General features: G+C 72.0%; 12 protein-coding genes. 5 read left to right on the top strand and 7 right to left on the bottom strand.

All coding sequences use genetic code 11. The features are described from left to right. Positions 1–377: 377 nt before the first annotated feature. The 5 genes from EPO13_08015 (at position 378) to EPO13_07995 (ending at position 3,393) form a co-directional block, all read left to right on the top strand. The gene (locus EPO13_08015) at positions 378–566 is read left to right on the top strand and encodes a hypothetical protein (protein ID TAK69232.1); all 189 of its coding nucleotides are present in this window, start codon (positions 378–380) and stop codon (positions 564–566) included. Beyond that, the gene (locus tag EPO13_08010; protein ID TAK69148.1) at positions 563–1,357 is read left to right on the top strand and encodes an ImmA/IrrE family metallo-endopeptidase; all 795 of its coding nucleotides are present in this window, start codon (positions 563–565) and stop codon (positions 1,355–1,357) included. Before EPO13_08015 ends, EPO13_08010 begins: the two co-directional genes overlap by 4 nt. Next, the gene (locus tag EPO13_08005; GenBank protein ID TAK69147.1) at positions 1,354–1,914 is read left to right on the top strand and encodes a hypothetical protein; all 561 of its coding nucleotides are present in this window, start codon (positions 1,354–1,356) and stop codon (positions 1,912–1,914) included. The genes EPO13_08010 and EPO13_08005 overlap by 4 nt, the downstream gene beginning before the upstream one ends. A gap of 117 nt (positions 1,915–2,031) precedes the next feature. Then, on the top strand, positions 2,032–2,736 hold the full coding sequence (locus EPO13_08000; protein TAK69146.1) for a hypothetical protein: 705 nt from the start codon (positions 2,032–2,034) through the stop codon (positions 2,734–2,736). A gap of 123 nt (positions 2,737–2,859) precedes the next feature. Then, on the top strand, positions 2,860–3,393 hold the full coding sequence (locus EPO13_07995; GenBank protein TAK69145.1) for a hypothetical protein: 534 nt from the start codon (positions 2,860–2,862) through the stop codon (positions 3,391–3,393). A gap of 441 nt (positions 3,394–3,834) precedes the next feature. Here EPO13_07995 and secA read toward each other — a convergent pair whose 3' ends face one another. From secA to EPO13_07960, 7 genes are all read right to left on the bottom strand, one after another. Then, positions 3,835–6,642 carry a preprotein translocase subunit SecA gene (gene secA / locus EPO13_07990; protein TAK69144.1) on the bottom strand — a complete coding sequence of 936 codons (2,808 nt, stop codon included), beginning with the start codon at positions 6,640–6,642 and terminating at the stop codon, positions 3,835–3,837. Between the two features lie 144 nt (positions 6,643–6,786). Further along, positions 6,787–7,560 carry an SDR family oxidoreductase gene (locus tag EPO13_07985; protein ID TAK69143.1) on the bottom strand — a complete coding sequence of 258 codons (774 nt, stop codon included), beginning with the start codon at positions 7,558–7,560 and terminating at the stop codon, positions 6,787–6,789. 82 nt (positions 7,561–7,642) lie between these two features. After that, positions 7,643–9,610 (bottom strand): glycoside hydrolase family 15 protein, encoded by a 1,968-nt coding sequence (locus tag EPO13_07980; protein ID TAK69142.1) that lies wholly within the window; start codon positions 9,608–9,610, stop codon positions 7,643–7,645. Between the two features lie 74 nt (positions 9,611–9,684). Beyond that, complete coding sequence (raiA, locus tag EPO13_07975) at positions 9,685–10,401, bottom strand: ribosome-associated translation inhibitor RaiA (protein TAK69231.1); 717 nt, start codon at positions 10,399–10,401, stop codon at positions 9,685–9,687. 134 nt (positions 10,402–10,535) lie between these two features. Next, entirely contained in the window at positions 10,536–11,312 is a 777-nt protein-coding gene (locus EPO13_07970) for a ComF family protein (protein ID TAK69230.1), read from the bottom strand. 215 nt (positions 11,313–11,527) lie between these two features. Further along, on the bottom strand, positions 11,528–13,261 hold the full coding sequence (locus EPO13_07965; GenBank protein ID TAK69141.1) for a hypothetical protein: 1,734 nt from the start codon (positions 13,259–13,261) through the stop codon (positions 11,528–11,530). Next, positions 13,258–15,276, bottom strand: a complete 2,019-nt coding sequence (locus EPO13_07960) for a HAMP domain-containing histidine kinase (protein ID TAK69140.1) — start codon at positions 15,274–15,276, stop codon at positions 13,258–13,260. Before EPO13_07960 ends, EPO13_07965 begins: the two co-directional genes overlap by 4 nt. Between the last annotated feature and the right edge of the window lies 1 nt (position 15,277).

Here is a 15,277-nt window from a genome sequence, read left to right as displayed (position 1 = left end):
ACCAGCGCCCCCGCGCCGGTCCACCTGATGTCGATCACCGACGGGAGCACCGGCGGCCCCGTTCCGGCCGGTGAGGATGCTCACTCGAACGGCCTATCGTCCGATCACAGACGACCACGGTGAGTGACCACACCCCGTCCCCACGTCTGCCCGCGCTCAGGAGGACTTGCGTCCGCAGCCGCCCAGGGAGCACACTGAATGACAAGGAAGGGTTTATTCAGATGACCGATCTTGCCGCCCTGCTGCCGCGGCGCATCCGCGAAGTGCGCGAACAATGCGGCATCTCCCAGGACGCCGCCGCCCGCGCGCTGGGGGTATCCCAGCCCACCTACTCTCGCATCGAGGACGGTGCCCGCCCGCTCAAGGGTGACGAGCTCGTGCGCCTGGCCGACCTGTTCGGCGTACGTGCCGCCACCATCACCGGGCTGCCGTCCATCCGCGAGCGAGCTCGCTATGCCGCCCGTACCGACGGCAGCGCGTCGGACATGACTGCAATGCGTGAGCGCCTCTACGCCTACCTGGAGCTCGACGACTACCTGAGCCAGCAGGGCATCCCGACCCGGTGAGCAGCAACGAATCTCTGGGCCGTGCGCGAGCCGAGGCCTTCCGCGCCGAGCACGAGCTAGGGGTGAGCGCAGTCAAGGACGTGTTCGCGCTCGTGCACGCCACGACCGGCATCGACGTCCTGAGCCTGGACGCCGGCGAGGCGGAGCACGGCCTGTCGATGCGGGACCCGGCCACCGGACGCTCCGTGATCGCAGTGGCCACCACGAGCAACCCGATGCGGCAGCGAACGTCCGTGGCGCACGAACTGGGCCATGTGTTGGCGGGCGATATCGACCGACCGACTGGTGACCGACCGGGAGCACGCACGCCCGCCGAGATCCAGGCCGACACGTTCGCGCGCCACCTCCTCCTACCCCTGGCCGCGGTGCGCATACGGGTTGCGACGAGCAACGTCTCACGCGCCGAGCTGTCCGCGATCGTGCAGGAGTTTGAGGTGTCGCCGCGCGTCGCCGCGATTCAGCTCAAGGAAACGAGGTACATCGACGCAGCAACGTGCGGGGCGTGGGCGCCGCTGTCGGCGCAGGTGCTGGCGGCGGAGTTCGGTTGGCTGAGCCAATACCGCTCACTGGTCGCCGCCTCCCAGCAGCCGCGCGCACCCCAGGCGCTCATGGCTCGGGCCGTAGCCGGCTACTACAGCGGCGTCCTGGGTCTGCCGGAGGTCGCGCTCTGGTACGGACAGGACGCGGCCGACCTCGAAGCTGAGCTAGGCCCTCCAAGCTCTGGGTCGCAGATCGACGAGGACTGGGGCCGTGATGCGCCGCTGTTCCCGACGGACCGCCCGTCGCCGTGAGCATCCTGCTCGACGCGGGACCGACGCTGAACTTCATCGCCGTCTCGGAGCAGGCCCTCCTCCTCGACCTGGCACGTGCGCACGGACTATGCCTGGCCGCGCCGGATGCCGTCCGGACGGAAGTAGATCGCAATGCCGGACAAGGGCGGTTCGCCGCGACCGGGGCGCAGCGGACGTGGCGCACGCTCGTTGCCGCCAAACGGGTTGAGATCCTGGACGACACGTTGGTCGATGAGGCGTTCATTGCCGCAGTCGCACGGGTGTCCGGCCGGCCGGCTGCGGACCGCGTGCGCTCGAAGCGGAATCTTGGCGAGATCCTGGTGATCGCGCACGGATCGGTCCTGGCTCAGCAGGGAAACGAGGTGTTCGTTCTCATCGACGACGGCGACGGTCAGCGTCGGGCGTTACGGGAGCGGACATGGCTGGTCACCAACGCCGCACCAGGGTCGCTGACTCTGTGGAACACAACTCGGGTCCTGAAGCACACGGCGCCGGACCGTTGGCAGGCGCTCTACCGACGGATGCGGGCGTTCGACGACGGGCTGCCCCCGCTGTAGCGGGCCTCGGACACGTGAGACACAGGTCAGAGACCGGCTCTTGACAGCGAGCGAGCGTTGACAGACGCTAATCGCGGTAAACAGAGGTAAACACAGCATCTGGGGGCGGATGCCGCTATGGGTCTCGACGTCATCGATACCGGGGCGAGCGCAGCTGATCTCGAGCACGTCGTTGTCCTGGCGACCGCGGCAGCTGCCGGAGCGGTCGTCGTACTCAAGTCGGTACGAGCCGCCGGCCGGGGTGTCGCTCGGTTGCCCAGCGCCTTCTCCCGCTGCCGCAGCGAGCTTCCGAACCTGCGATTCCTGCTGGGCCGCAGCGTGATCGCGGCCTCGGGAGGGACAATCGGACTGGCCACCGTGGCTACCCCGGCCGCGGCCGTCGCATCGGAGGTCAGCGCACCAGACGTCAGCGCACCGGACCTCAGCGCACCGGACCTCAGCGCACCGAAGGCCGACGCGCCGAAGGGCGGCACCCCGGGCGCCACCGGCCCGGATGCCAGCGCCACGGACGTGAGCACCGCGCCGCCGGGCGCGCAGCCAGGCGGTCCCACCCCGCTCGGGCCCGTGCTGGATCGGCTCCCTGGACCTGCCGTCGCCCCGGCGGTCGCGCGCGGCGTGCCGCCGCCGAGCCCCCGTCGGGTCGTCGTTGTTCGACGCGGGGACTGCTTGTGGCACATCGCCTCACAGGTGCTGCCCGATCGCGCGACGGCCGCTGCGATCGATCGAGAATGGCGACGGTGGTACGCCGAGAACCGCCGCACGATCGGCCCCGACCCTGACCTGCTCATCCCCGGCCAGCGCCTGCGAGAACCCACGCGCTGAGCCTTCCCAGCCCGCTTTCCGGGCCTGCGAACGTCACCTGCCCGGCCTGCCACCACCGCCCTCCGCGGCCCCCGACGCGGTCCACCGTCCCCACCCCCGGGGACCGCGTCGAAGGAGACCTCCGTGGCCCATCCCGCCACCGGCCTGCCGTCCACCGGCCGCCACCTGCGCCTGCTGCCGTCCGGCGACGGTCACCAAGCCGAACTCGCGCTGGACTGGCAGCTGCCTTCAGGCTTGCCCGTCGAGCCGCCGGCACCGAAGCACCTGCGGATCGTCGGCCAGGGTCCCCGGGTCGGACCGGATGCCGAGCTGCCGCTGGCCGGCATGCCACCGGCAGCCCCGTGGGCGGCCCGCCTGGCCCGGGCAGTGCTCGAGGTCGTCTGCGGCGAACGACCTGGATCCCAGCTCAAGCGATGGACCGCGCCCGCGGTCATGGCCGAACTCACCCGACGTGGAGTGGCGGCCTCACGACACCCGTCGCGGCACGGTCGTTCCGCGCAGTGCCGCCGGGTCAGCAGTGTCCGAGTGCACGTCGTCACGCCCACGATCGTCGAAGCAAGCGCCGTGGTGCGGGGCGAGATCCGAGCCCGCGCGGTCGCGCTGCGGCTCGAAGCGGTCGGGGGACGCTGGCTGGCGACAGCCGTCGAGGTCGGCTGACAACGGCCGGGCGGCGGATGGAGCCGCTGCTGCCCGACCACCGTCAGCGATAGGGCCGCGGCCCTCCGGCAACGGTCGGCTGCGGCAGTCCGCGCAGCGGTCACCTGCGTTGGTCGGCGAGCCGCACCGGGGACGGCTCGCCGACCAACGCAACCGGCGTGCTCGCCGAACCCGATGCCGCCCAAGGCACGACCCGTTCGGCAAACCGCCGATCGAGTACACCCGGCTACCTGGCTGCCCGAGGCGGCCGTACCCACCACCCGGGGCGAGTCCTCGTGCCCGCTGCCCGGCGGGCGAGTCGTCGGCGCCCGTTACCCGGCGCGGGGACTCCCCCAGCCTCTCACCGACTGTCCGGCAACCGCCGGATGTCCCGGCGCGCCTCAGCCCCGCTTGCGGGCGGCCCTCGCTTGACTGTCGCGTCGATGCCGCGGGACGAGAAGCTCAGCCCCGCTTGCGGGCGGCCCGCGCAGCGCGGCGCCGCTCGGCCCGGCTGGCGTCGGGTCCCGGCTCGGCCACGACGTCCTCGTCGACGCTGAGGTGCTCCGGTTCGCCGTCGCCGTCGACGGTGGGCGCGGTGTACTCCAAGTGATCCGGCCGCTGCGGGTCGAGGCCCTTCGCCGCCACCCGCGGCACCGCACGCGGTTGCAACTGGACCACCAGGTCTTCCTCGACGGCCTCGGCGACCACCTCACCGTCGACGACCTCGACCACGTCGCTCGTCACCACGTCGACCCCGGTGACCTCGGGGCTGTCGTCCACCTGAACTTCGACGTTGAACAGGTAGCCGACGCTCTCCTCCTTGATCCCGTCCATCATCGCGTTGAACAGGTCGTAACCCTCGCGCTGGTACTCGACCAGCGGGTCGCGCTGAGCCATCGCCCGCAGCCCGATGCCGTCGCGCAGGTAGTCCATCTCGTACAGGTGCTCACGCCAACGGCGGTCCAGGACGGACAGGATCACCCGCCGCTCGAGTTCCCGCATGACCGGCGCGGTCAGCGCGGCCTCGCGGGCGCTGTACGCGGCCTGGGCGTCCTGGATCACCTGTTCGCTGACATAGTCGGTGGACAGCCCCTCACGGCCGCCGCCCGAGGACTCCTCCAACTGCTCGATGGTGATGCCGACCGGATACAGCTGGCCGAGGGCGGACCAGAGCTTCTCCAGGTCCCAGTCCTCCGGATATCCCTCGGCCGTGGCGGCCGACACGTACCCGGTCACGGTGTCGGACAGGAACTCTCGGATCTGGTCGACGAGTTCTTCACCCTCCAGCACCCGTCGGCGCTCGTCGTAGATCACCAGACGTTGCCGGTTGAGCACGTCGTCGTACTTCAGGACGTCCTTACGGATCTCGAAGTTCTGCGCCTCCCGCTGGGTCTGCGCGGAGCGGATCGCGCTGGAGACCATCTTCGCTTCGATCGGGACGTCGTCGGGGACGTTGAAGCGCCGCAGGAACGCGTCGACGAGGTCGGCCTTGAACAACCGCATGAGATCGTCCTCCAGCGACAGGTAGAACCGGGTCTCCCCCGGGTCTCCCTGCCGACCGGAACGGCCGCGCAACTGGTTGTCGATCCGGCGCGATTCGTGCCGCTCGGTCCCCAGGACGTACAGGCCGCCCAGTTCCGCGACCTCGTCGTGCTCGGCCTCCACCGCCTTCGTCGCCTTCGCCAGGGCATCGGCCCAGGCCTGGTCGTACTCGTCGGGAGTATCGGTCGGCGACAGGCCGCGCTGGGCCAGTTCCGCGGCGGCGAGGAACTCGGGGTTCCCGCCGAGCATGATGTCCGTACCGCGACCGGCCATGTTCGTCGCCACGGTGACCGCGCCGCGCCGGCCGGCCTGCGCGACGATGGCTGCCTCGCGGTCGTGCTGCTTGGCGTTGAGCACCTCGTGCGGCACCCCGCGGCGGCGCAACAGGGTCGACAGGTGCTCGCTCTTCTCGACACTGGTCGTCCCCACCAGGACCGGCTGGCCCTTGGCGTGCCGCTCCTCCAGATCGTCGGCCACCGCCTCGAACTTGGCGGCCTCGGTGCGGTACACCAGGTCCGGAGCATCGATGCGCTGCATCTGGCGGTTCGTCGGGATCGGTACCACGCCGAGCTTGTAGATCTGCTGGAACTCCGCGGCCTCGGTCAGCGCGGTGCCGGTCATCCCGGACAGCTTGTCGTAGAGCCGGAAGTAGTTCTGCAACGTGATCGTGGCCAGCGTCTGGTTCTCGGCCTTGATCTCGACGCCTTCTTTGGCCTCGATCGCCTGATGCAGGCCCTCGTTGTACCGCCGGCCCACCAGCATCCGGCCGGTGTGCTCGTCGACGATGAGCACGTCGCCGTCGACCACGACGTAGTCCTTGTCCTTCTTGAACAGTTCCTTGGCCTTGATGGCGTTGTTCAGGAAGCCGACCAGCGGGGTGTTCACCGTGTCGTAGAGGTTGTCGATGCCCAACTGGTCCTCGACCTTGTCGATCGCACTTTCCAGGACGCCGATCGTGCGCTTCTTCTCGTCGACTTCGTAGTCCTCGTCGATCCTCAACAGGTTCACGATGCGGGCGAACTCGGCGTACCACTTCGTCGCCTGGTCGGCCGGGCCACTGATGATCAGCGGGGTCCGTGCCTCGTCGACCAGGATCGAGTCGACCTCGTCGACGATGGCGAAGTTGTGGCCCCGCTGGACCATCTCGTCCTTCGACCACGCCATGTTGTCGCGCAGGTAGTCGAACCCGAACTCGTTGTTGGTGCCGTACGTGATGTCCGCGGCGTACGCCGCGCGGCGCTGCGCCGGCGGCAGCTGCGACAGGATGCAGCCAACCTCCAAACCGAGGAACCGGTGCACCCGGCCCATCCACTCGGAGTCGCGCTCGGCCAGGTAGTCGTTGACCGTCACCACGTGCACGCCCTTGCCGGACAAGGCGTTGAGATACGCCGGCAGCGTCGAGACGAGAGTCTTGCCCTCACCGGTCTTCATCTCGGCGATGTTGCCCAGGTGCAGTGCGGCGCCACCCATGATCTGGACGTCGTAGTGGCGCTGGCCCAGGACCCGACGGGCGGCCTCGCGCACGGTGGCGAAAGCCTCGGGAAGCAGGTCGTCGAGGGTCTCGCCGTCGGCGAGCCGGGCGCGGAACTCGTCGGTCATCGCCCGCAGCTCGGGGTCGGACAGCGCGACGAAGTCATCCTCGATGGCGTTGACCTGAGCGGCCAGGGCGCTGAGCTTGCGCAGCGTCTTGCCCTCGCCGGCACGAAGGATCTTGTCGAGGATGGACAAGGCGACGGCCTCTTCCGTTCGTCGGACCGCCGGCGACGATCAGGGCGCGCGGCGGTACGGCGGAGGCGCCGCCGTACGACCATCGTAGAGAGACATCCGCCGCCGGGCGTACGCCTGCGCCGTCGAGCCGTGGACCGGCCCGGGTCAGCCGCCGGACTGAGGCCGGCCGGCCGCCGTGCCGCCGTCGACCGGCAGGCACACCCCGGTGACGTACGACGCCTCGGCCGACAGCAGGAAGCCGATCACGGCCGCGACCTCGGCCGGCTGACCGAGCCGGCCGTACGGCAGGTGGGCACTGAGCTGCTGGCGTGCCTCGGGGCTGCCGAACCGCTCGCGGAGCATGGCGGTGTCCACCGGGCCCGGCGCGACGGCGTTGACCCGGATCCCCGCCGCGGCGCCTTCGATCGCCGCGGCTTGGGTCAGCGTGGCGACGGCCGCCTTGGACGCCGAGTAGTGGGCCTGACCGGCGATCGGGACCAGCCCGGCGGTCGAGCTGACGTTGACCACGGCGCCGGCCGACCGCCGGGAGTTCAGGTGGCGGAACATCGTCCGGATCCCGAGGAAGGTCCCGGTGACATTGACGGCGAACAGCGTCTCGAAATCCGACAGCGACATGTCGGCGATGCCGACGCTGCCGCGAACGCCGGCGCAGTTGACCAGCGCGTCCACCGGCCCGGCTGCGGCGAAGAGGTCCTGCCAGCCGCGCTCGTCCCGGACGTCGAGGACGTGACCGCCCGCCGGCGCGGTGCGGTCCGTCCCGATCACCCGCCAGCCGGCCGCAGCCAGGTGCTCGGCCGTGGCAGCGCCGATGCCGGATCCGGCCCCGGTCACCACGACAGCCTTCGGTGGCAGGTCACCTTCGTCGGTCACGGGCCCTCGTCTCGTCGCCGGTCGGTGTGGCTGCCCGACCGTAGCCATCGGCGGCCGCCCGCCCGGCAGTGGCTCCACAGAGCCTGCCCGCGCCGTGGTTCCGCGGGCGCCGGGGACGGCAATCGGTCCGTCAGTGGACCGCGTGAGCCGGGTTGAAGCGCGGGGTTTCGATGCCCTGCTCGATCCCGATGACGTGCACGACGGCGTTGATCAGGGCCAGATGCGTGAACGCCTGCGGGAAGTTCCCGAGGTGACGCCCGGACCTCGGCTCGATCTCCTCGGCGTACAGCTGCAGCGAACTGGCGAACCCGAGCAGCCGCTCCAGCAGGTCGTGGGCGCGCTGCGCCTCGCCGATCTCGGCGAGGGCCGACACCAGCCAGAACGAGCAGATGGTGAAGGCGCCCTCCACGCCGTGCAGGCCGTCGTCGGTCTCCTCGACCCGGTAGCGCAACAGCAGTCCGTCGGCGCTGAGCTCGTCGGCGATGGCGTTCACCGTGGCGACCATCCGGGGGTCGTCCGGTGGCAGGAAACCCAGCAGCGGCATCAGCAGGTTGGAGGCGTCCAGCGACGTCGAGCCGTAGTACTGGGTGAACACACCCCGCTCGTCGAGGGCGTTGGCGCAGATGTCCTGGTGGATCTCGTCGGCCACCTGCTGCCACCGGCTCACGAACTCCGGCTCGTCGTGCATCTGTGCCAGTCGTACGCCGCGATCCAGCGCGACCCAGCACATCAGCTTCGAGGACGTGAAGTGCTGCGGCTCGCCGCGAACCTCCCAGATCCCGCGATCCGGCTCCTGCCAGCGCTTCGCGGCGGTGTCGACGAGCCGCACGAGCATCGGCCACATGCTCTCGGGCAGTTGCTCCCGGGAACGCGCGTGCAGGTACAGCGAGTCCAGGCAGGCACCCCAGACGTCCAGTTGGGTCTGCTGGTATGCCGCGTTCCCGATCCGGACCGGGCGGGCACCCTCGTAGCCACCCAGGTGCTCCAGGACGGACTCGTCCAGTTGCCGCTCGCCGCCGACGCCGTACATGACCTGCAGGTCCTTGTCACCGGCGACCGCGTCGGCGATGAAGTAGAAGAAGTCGTCGGCCTCGCGGTCCAGGCCGAGCGTGTACAGCCCCCACAGTGCGAACGTGGAGTCGCGGACCCAGGCGTAGCGATAATCCCAGTTCCGCTGTCCCCCAGGTGATTCCGGCAGACTCGTGGTGGGCGCCGCCAGCAGGGCCCCCGTCGGGGCGTACGTGAGTCCCTTCAGCGTCAGCGCGCTGCGCTGCAGGTAGCTGCGCCACGGATGGTCGGGGAACTCGCCCTGGTTCAGCCACTGCCGCCAGTACTCCGAGGTTCGCCAGAGCCGGTCGGCGGCCTCTTCGTACGTCGTGGGGGCCGGCAACGGTGACCAGGACAACGCCACGAACGCGGATTCGCCGTCGCTCAGCCGGCGACGGGCGTGCACACCGCGACCCTCGATACCCAGTCGCAGGTCGGTCGACAACCGCAGCGTCACCGCGCCGTCCTTGGCGACCACCTCGCCGTAGCCGGAGCCGGCGTAGCTCCATTGCGGCTCATCGCGGCCGTACTCGAACACCGGCTCGCAGGCCACCTCGACGTCGACCGCGCCGGAGATGCACCGGACGGTCCGCAGCAGGACGTGCTCGGCGTCGAAGTCGCTCGGGGTACGCCGGTGGGTACGCGAGCGCTGGTCGACGTTGTGCCAGGGACCGATGGACAGCGCATCGCGGACCACCAGCCAGCCGGTGTCGGTCATCCACGTCGTCTCGAGCACCAACGTGCCCGGCAGGTACCGACGGGCCGCGGGAACCCGCACGCCCCACGGGCCGACGCGGAACGACCCGGCGGCGCGATCGAGCATCGCGGTGAAGATGCTCGGCGAATCCGGTCGGGGCAGGCACATCCACTCGACGGCGCCCGAGGGCGCGATCAGGCAGTTGGTCTCGCAGTCGGACAGGAACCCGTACTCGGCGATCGGCGGGAAGCGGGAGCGGTGACCCGGCGTCCAGCCGTCGTCGGAGGCGGTGGCCGCGCCACCGAGGAACACCGCTCCGTCACCGGCGCCGACCGACGTCATGGGCCCCAGCATCTCCGGTGGGGATCATGTTTGCCAGCCCACCACGGCCAGCCCATCGCGCGGCCGGCCGTACGCCGTGAGGCCGGTCAGCCGGCCTGCTGCGTCGAGAGCGACTCGGACGCGGCGGACCCGTCGACGGCCAGCCGGATCAGCCCGTAGTCGTAGCCGCGGCGGCGATAGACCACGCTGGGCCGGCCGCAGTCGGCGTCGGCGAACAGGTAGAAGTCGTGCCCGACCAGTTCCAGCGCATCCAGCGCCTGGGCCACGGTCATCCGACCGCCGTCGTGCACCTTCTCGCGCACGACGACCGGGCCGGTGGCGAACACCACGTCGTCGTTGCCCGCCGCTACGTGGCCGTCCGACAACGCCGTTGCCGAGCCGCCGTCGGACTGGGCCGCGGCCGGTACGCCGTCAGCGGGGGTGGCGACGTACCCGTCGGCAGCGGGTGGCACGCCAGCCGGGCGGATCGGGTCGAACACCGGGTCCGGAGTCGCGTGGCGGCGGGCCCGGCGGCGGTCCGCCGCACGGCGCAGCCGCTGGTCGAGGCGGGCCAGCGCCAGGTCCAGGGCGGTGGTGCGGTCGGCGGCGTCCGCCTCGGCCCGGATGACCGGCCGGTGGCCCAGGCAGGTGATCTCCACGCGGAACGCGAGATCGGCTAGCCGGGGATTGCGCTCGTGACAGATCTCCACGTCGATCCGGCTGAACGGGACCCCGAACCGCGCCGACCGCGACACCTTGTCGATCACCAGCTGGCGGAAGCCGGTGGTGATGTCGGTATGCCGGGTCCGCACCACGATCTGCAGCGCCTCGGGCGGCGCCGGATCGAGTTGGCCAGCGGCTGCGCCGGGAGTCCCGACGGCGTCGATGCTGGTGTTGTCCGCGGTGACGTTGCGGTTCACGAGACCTCCCGGTAGCTGTGGGCGTCCAGACGGCAACGCTAGCCCTTCCCGGCCCCGCTCGGGGGACGGTCGCCGGGCTCCGTTCGCCCGGACGGACGGCGTACCGGTGCCGCCACCGCCGCCACGCCGGCCACGGTCACCCCCCGCGCCGCCAACGCCGCGACTGCCGCCCGCGCGGTGGCCCCGGTCGTCACGATGTCGTCGACGACGACGACCAGCCCGCCGCACTCAGCGCCCAACGCTCGGCGGAGCCGACGAGTGCCCCTGCGCGACAAGGCGAAAGCGCCGGCCAGGTTGGCCGCGCGCGCCGCGGCGGACAGGCCCGCCTGGTCCGCCCGCCGCCGGGTCGGCCGCAAGGCCTTCACCACGGTGACCGGCAGTCCCTGCCGCCGCAGCGACGCCGCGGCGGCCGCAGCCAGCAAGGCCACCGTGTCGTCGCCCCGGCTGGCGATCGCCGCCCGCGACGTCGGGACGGCGACCAAGGCCACCGGCGTACCCGGGGCAGCACCGACCTCGTCGAGCACCGACTGCACCGCGGCTGCCAGCGCCCTCCCCAGCGGCCGGGTCAGCGACCGCACGCCCCGCTCCTTGTGTGCCAGCACCGCGCCGCGGTGCACGCCGCGGTAGCTGCCGGCGGTGTGCACCGGTGGCAGCCCGGCCGGGCGCGGTCGCGGATCCCGGCGCTGGGCCGGACCGCCGAGCGCAGGCGCGCACGCCGGGCACAGCCACCGGCCCGGTGCCCGGCAACCGACGCAGAACCGCGGCAGCGCCAGGTCGACCAGAGCGTCCGCGAGGTCCCGCAGCGATGCCGACATCCCGGCCAGCCACGTCCCGGCGGACGACAACACCTCGGGCCTGCCGCCAGCCGACCACCCCCGGCGCGTCCGGGCAGACGACAGCGCCCGGCGCGTGCGGGCGGACGACAGAAACCGGCGCCACCAGGCGGCCGGCGGTGAGTGCGGCACCGCGGCATCCTCGGCGTACCGGGCCCGCGGCCGGGGGTGCCGCCGTGGTCTGGGGAAGCCCGCGCTCAGCCGGCGTACGTCGGTGCGGACGCGCGCGCGTACGGCGCCCAGACGCCGACGGTCGGCTGGTAGACGATGCCGTCGCCGGCCGCGACGAGCACCCGCTGCCCGGGGTAGGCCGCCAGTTGCACCGGGTCCGCGGGGCTGCCGAGACCGGTGACGATGCCGAGGCCGGTGTCGACGGTGAAGGCCTGCCGGGTGCCGGCTCCTTCGGTCGCCAGCACGGTCAGGCCGGCTGCGGCGGACCAGGCGACGTCGCTGACGCCGTCCAGCCGGGACTCGATTCGGCGGGGCGCGGCGATGCGCGGATTCTCGGCGCGGTCCTCGACCCGGGCCACCATCAGTTCGGTCCGGGCGCCGGTCCGCACGGTCAGCGCGATCCGGGTGGCATCCGACGGTACGGCGACCGCCAGCACCGTGCTGGCCGGCCCGAGCCCGGACACCGACACCCGCGTCACGCTGCCGTCGGGTCGCAGGTAGCGGACGACCCCGCCGCGGTCGACGAACCAGGCGCCGCGCCAGCGATCGAACGAGGGCCGTGACAGATCCGCTCCGGCGAACCGCTGCGTCCAGGCAGCCCCGGTCGCCAGGTCCCCGGACCACAGGCCGGTCCCGTCGGCGTCCACCCCGACCGCGGTGCGCTGGTCGCGCGCCACGGCCACCGATCGCAGCGGCGGCGCGCCGTACCCGCCAGCGCTCGCGCTCGGACCGGACGCCGGGAACTCGTCGAGGGCCACGATCCCGCCGCGGCCGTCCAGGCCGTACCCGGTCGCCGACACGACGGTGCTCCACGGATCGGCCGCTGCCGGACCGGACGCCGGGATCAGCTGCCCGGTCAGCAACAACGTGACCGCCTGGACCTCCGGCAGCTGCCGCAGAGTGGCCGACAACTGGGCGCGCAGCGCGTCGGCGGTCGGATCGTCCAGGACGGTCGGGGCACCGACCAGGTCCACCCGGGCATTTCCGAAGTCCACCGGCACCGCCTGCAACGCCAGGTCCGCGCCGGCCGGCACCGCGGTCCGCACCGCCGGAGCGAGCCAGCTGCTCGGACCGGCGACCAGCAGCCGGGTCAGGTACGTCGCCATCCCGGTCGTCGTGGCGGGGACCAGCCGCAGATCGGGCACGAGCACCTGGAACAGCGGGTCGAAGAAGTAGACGGCGTACTGCCGGTAGCCGCGGTCCAGGTCCGATCGGGACAGCACGAGCCCGGGATCGAGTACCGCGATCCGCCACTCGCCGTTCTCCCGGACCAGGTTGTAGACCGGGGTCAGCCGGGTGCCCGCGTCGGCGACCGTCCGGCTGCCGTCGGCGGCCAGGGTGCTGTCGAGGGTCGCGGCACCGGACACCACGCCCGGCGCGGTCTCGGTCAGCGCCACCGACGGCTCGGCCGAGACCTGCACCCGCGCGGCGGGATCCCACGACATGCGCGCACCACTGGTGAGGTACTGCCGGGCGACGGCGTGATCGTCTTCGAAGGACGCCGATGCCTCGAGGAAGCCCTGGACCACCTGCACCGGGGTCAACCCGGGCCGCGGGGGCCGGGCGATCACGCGGATGACTTGGTCGTCGCCTCCGGGGCCGACCTGTGCGCCCTGCCGCACCGGACCGGAGGTCGGGATCCCCGCGCAGCCGGTGGCCACCAGGACCAGCAGCACCAGGCAGTACCGGATCGCCCGCGGCGGTGCGACGTGCCGTACCCGAACGTGCCGTACTGCCCGCGGCCCGCGGCCGGCGATCATGGCCGGCCGCCGGACGTGCGCGACCCGCTCGGCGACAAGGGCCGGTGCTCGCCGGACCGGTCCTCGGCGACGGCGTCGGGGGCGGGCGCGTCGACCGCCGGGGCATCGACCGCCGGAGCTTCGACCGCCAGGGCATCGACCGCCAGGGCATCGACCGCCAGGGCATCGACGGCCGGAGCTTCGAGTGCGACGGTGTCCGCTGCATCGTCGGCCGCCACCGTGCCGCCAGCGATGTTCTCGCCGACCCCGCTGCCGGCCACCACGTCCCCGGGCAGCGCGTCCCCGGGCAGCGCGTTCCCGGCCACCTCGTCCCCCGGTGCCCCGCTCCCGGCCGCCACGGCGCCGGCAGCCACGCTGCGGTCCGCTGGTCCCCGAGCGGCGTCGGACGGACGGCCGCCGTACGGCGACACCAGCGCGGCCCGGGCCGATTCGTCGACGTCGCCGGGCTGCAACGGCAGCGGTGAGCGATCCAGCGTGACGGACGCGTCGCGTGGCAACGTCAGGCGGAACAGCGAACCCTCGCCCGGCGCACCCCAGGCCTCCAGCCAGCCGCCGTGCAACCGGGCGTCCTCCAGCGCGATGGCCAGGCCCAGCCCGGTGCCCCCGGTGGTGCGGGCCCGCGCCGGGTCGCCGCGCCAGAACCGGTTGAACACCAACGACGATTCGCCCGGCTTCAGGCCGACCCCGGCGTCGCGCACGGTGACCGCGACCGCCGATGCGTCGGCACCGACCGTGATGCGGACCGCCGCGCCCTCACCGTGCTCGATCGCGTTGACCACGAGGTTGCGCAGGATCCGGTCGACCCGGCGCGAGTCACACGACACCACGCACTCGCCGGCCGGCAGCTGCAACCGCACCACCGCGCCACGCCGCTCGGCCAGCGGCGCGGTCTCCTCCACCACCCGGCGCGCCAGGTCCCGGACGTCGACGTTGTCGACGTCGAGCACCGCGGCACCCGCGTCGAACCGACTGATCTCCAACAGGTCCGCCAGCAGCGACTCGAACCGGTCCAGTTGGTTCTGCAGCAGTTCCGCGGAGCGAGCCGTGGACGGATCGAACCGCTCCCGCGCCTCGTAGATGACGTCCGCTGCCATCCGCACGGTGGTCAGCGGTGTGCGAAGTTCGTGCGACACATCGGAAACGAAGCGCTGCTGCACCCGCGAGAGTTCCTCGAGCCGGTTGATCTGCTCTTCCAGGCTCTGCGCCATCTCGTTGAACGACGTCGCCAGCACCGCCAGGTCGTCCTCGCCCTGGACTCGCATCCGGTCGGACAGGTTGCCCTCCGAGACCCGTTGCGCGACCTGGGCTGCCTGCCGGACCGGAGAAACCACCTGGCGGGTCACGAACAGAGCGAGCAAGCCGAGCCCGACGACCAGCAGGGCCGCGGTCCCGAACACCGTCGAGCGCACCAGGTCCAGGGTCGACTGTTCCTGGTTGAGCGGGAACAGGTAGTACAACTCGTACGCGCCGACCGTGGGCACCGCAACCGGCTGGCCGACGACGAGGCCCGGCACGGTACGGCCGTCGACGTACCGGATCTCGTGGTAGGTCCACGACTGCCGCTGCGAGCCGGCCACCGCCTGCCGCAGCTGGCCGGGCACGCTGTCCTCCGAGACCAGGTTCGTCCCGCGCTCCGGCGCTTCGGCCGCGGTGGGCGCCGAGGCCAGCACGAGGATGTCGAACAGTCCCGGCGTACCGGCACGGGCGGCGAGGGTGGCGGCCACCGAGTCGATCAGCCGGACCGGCGACGGCGTCGTGGTCCCGGTGTCGGCCGCGTCCAGCAACCGCTGCGCCTCGTTGCGGCCGGCCGACGCCTCGGCCAGCGCCGAACGCTCCTTGGCCTCCAGCAGACCGGACGTCACCCGGCTCAGCAGCAACGCCCCGAGCAGGCCCACGACGACCGCGGACACCAGCAACGTGGTGGTGATGACCCGAAGCTGCAGCGACCGGCGAAAGACCCCCTGGACACTGGACCAGGCCGTGCGGACCGCGGCCGGCGGTCGCAGCCGGTCCATC

It is taken from the genome of Actinomycetota bacterium, assembly GCA_004297305.1.
In the GTDB taxonomy this organism is placed as follows: Bacteria; Actinomycetota; Actinomycetes; order S36-B12; family FW305-bin1; genus FW305-bin1.
The sequence above is the reverse complement of the archived record's forward strand: the minus strand, read 5'-3'. Positions and strand labels throughout refer to the sequence as shown.

Excerpts from the sequence above, each read along its gene's own strand:
- EPO13_08000 (TAK69146.1), top strand. The coding sequence starts at position 2,032 with ATGGGTCTCGACGTCATCGATACCGGGGCGAGCGCAGCTGATCTCGAG.
- EPO13_07985 (TAK69143.1), bottom strand. The coding sequence starts at position 7,560 with ATGGCTACGGTCGGGCAGCCACACCGACCGGCGACGAGACGAGGGCCC.
- EPO13_07980 (TAK69142.1), bottom strand. The coding sequence starts at position 9,610 with ATGCTGGGGCCCATGACGTCGGTCGGCGCCGGTGACGGAGCGGTGTTC.
- EPO13_07970 (TAK69230.1), bottom strand. The coding sequence starts at position 11,312 with ATGTCGGCATCGCTGCGGGACCTCGCGGACGCTCTGGTCGACCTGGCG.
- EPO13_07965 (TAK69141.1), bottom strand. The coding sequence starts at position 13,261 with ATGATCGCCGGCCGCGGGCCGCGGGCAGTACGGCACGTTCGGGTACGG.
- EPO13_07960 (TAK69140.1), bottom strand. The coding sequence starts at position 15,276 with ATGGACCGGCTGCGACCGCCGGCCGCGGTCCGCACGGCCTGGTCCAGT.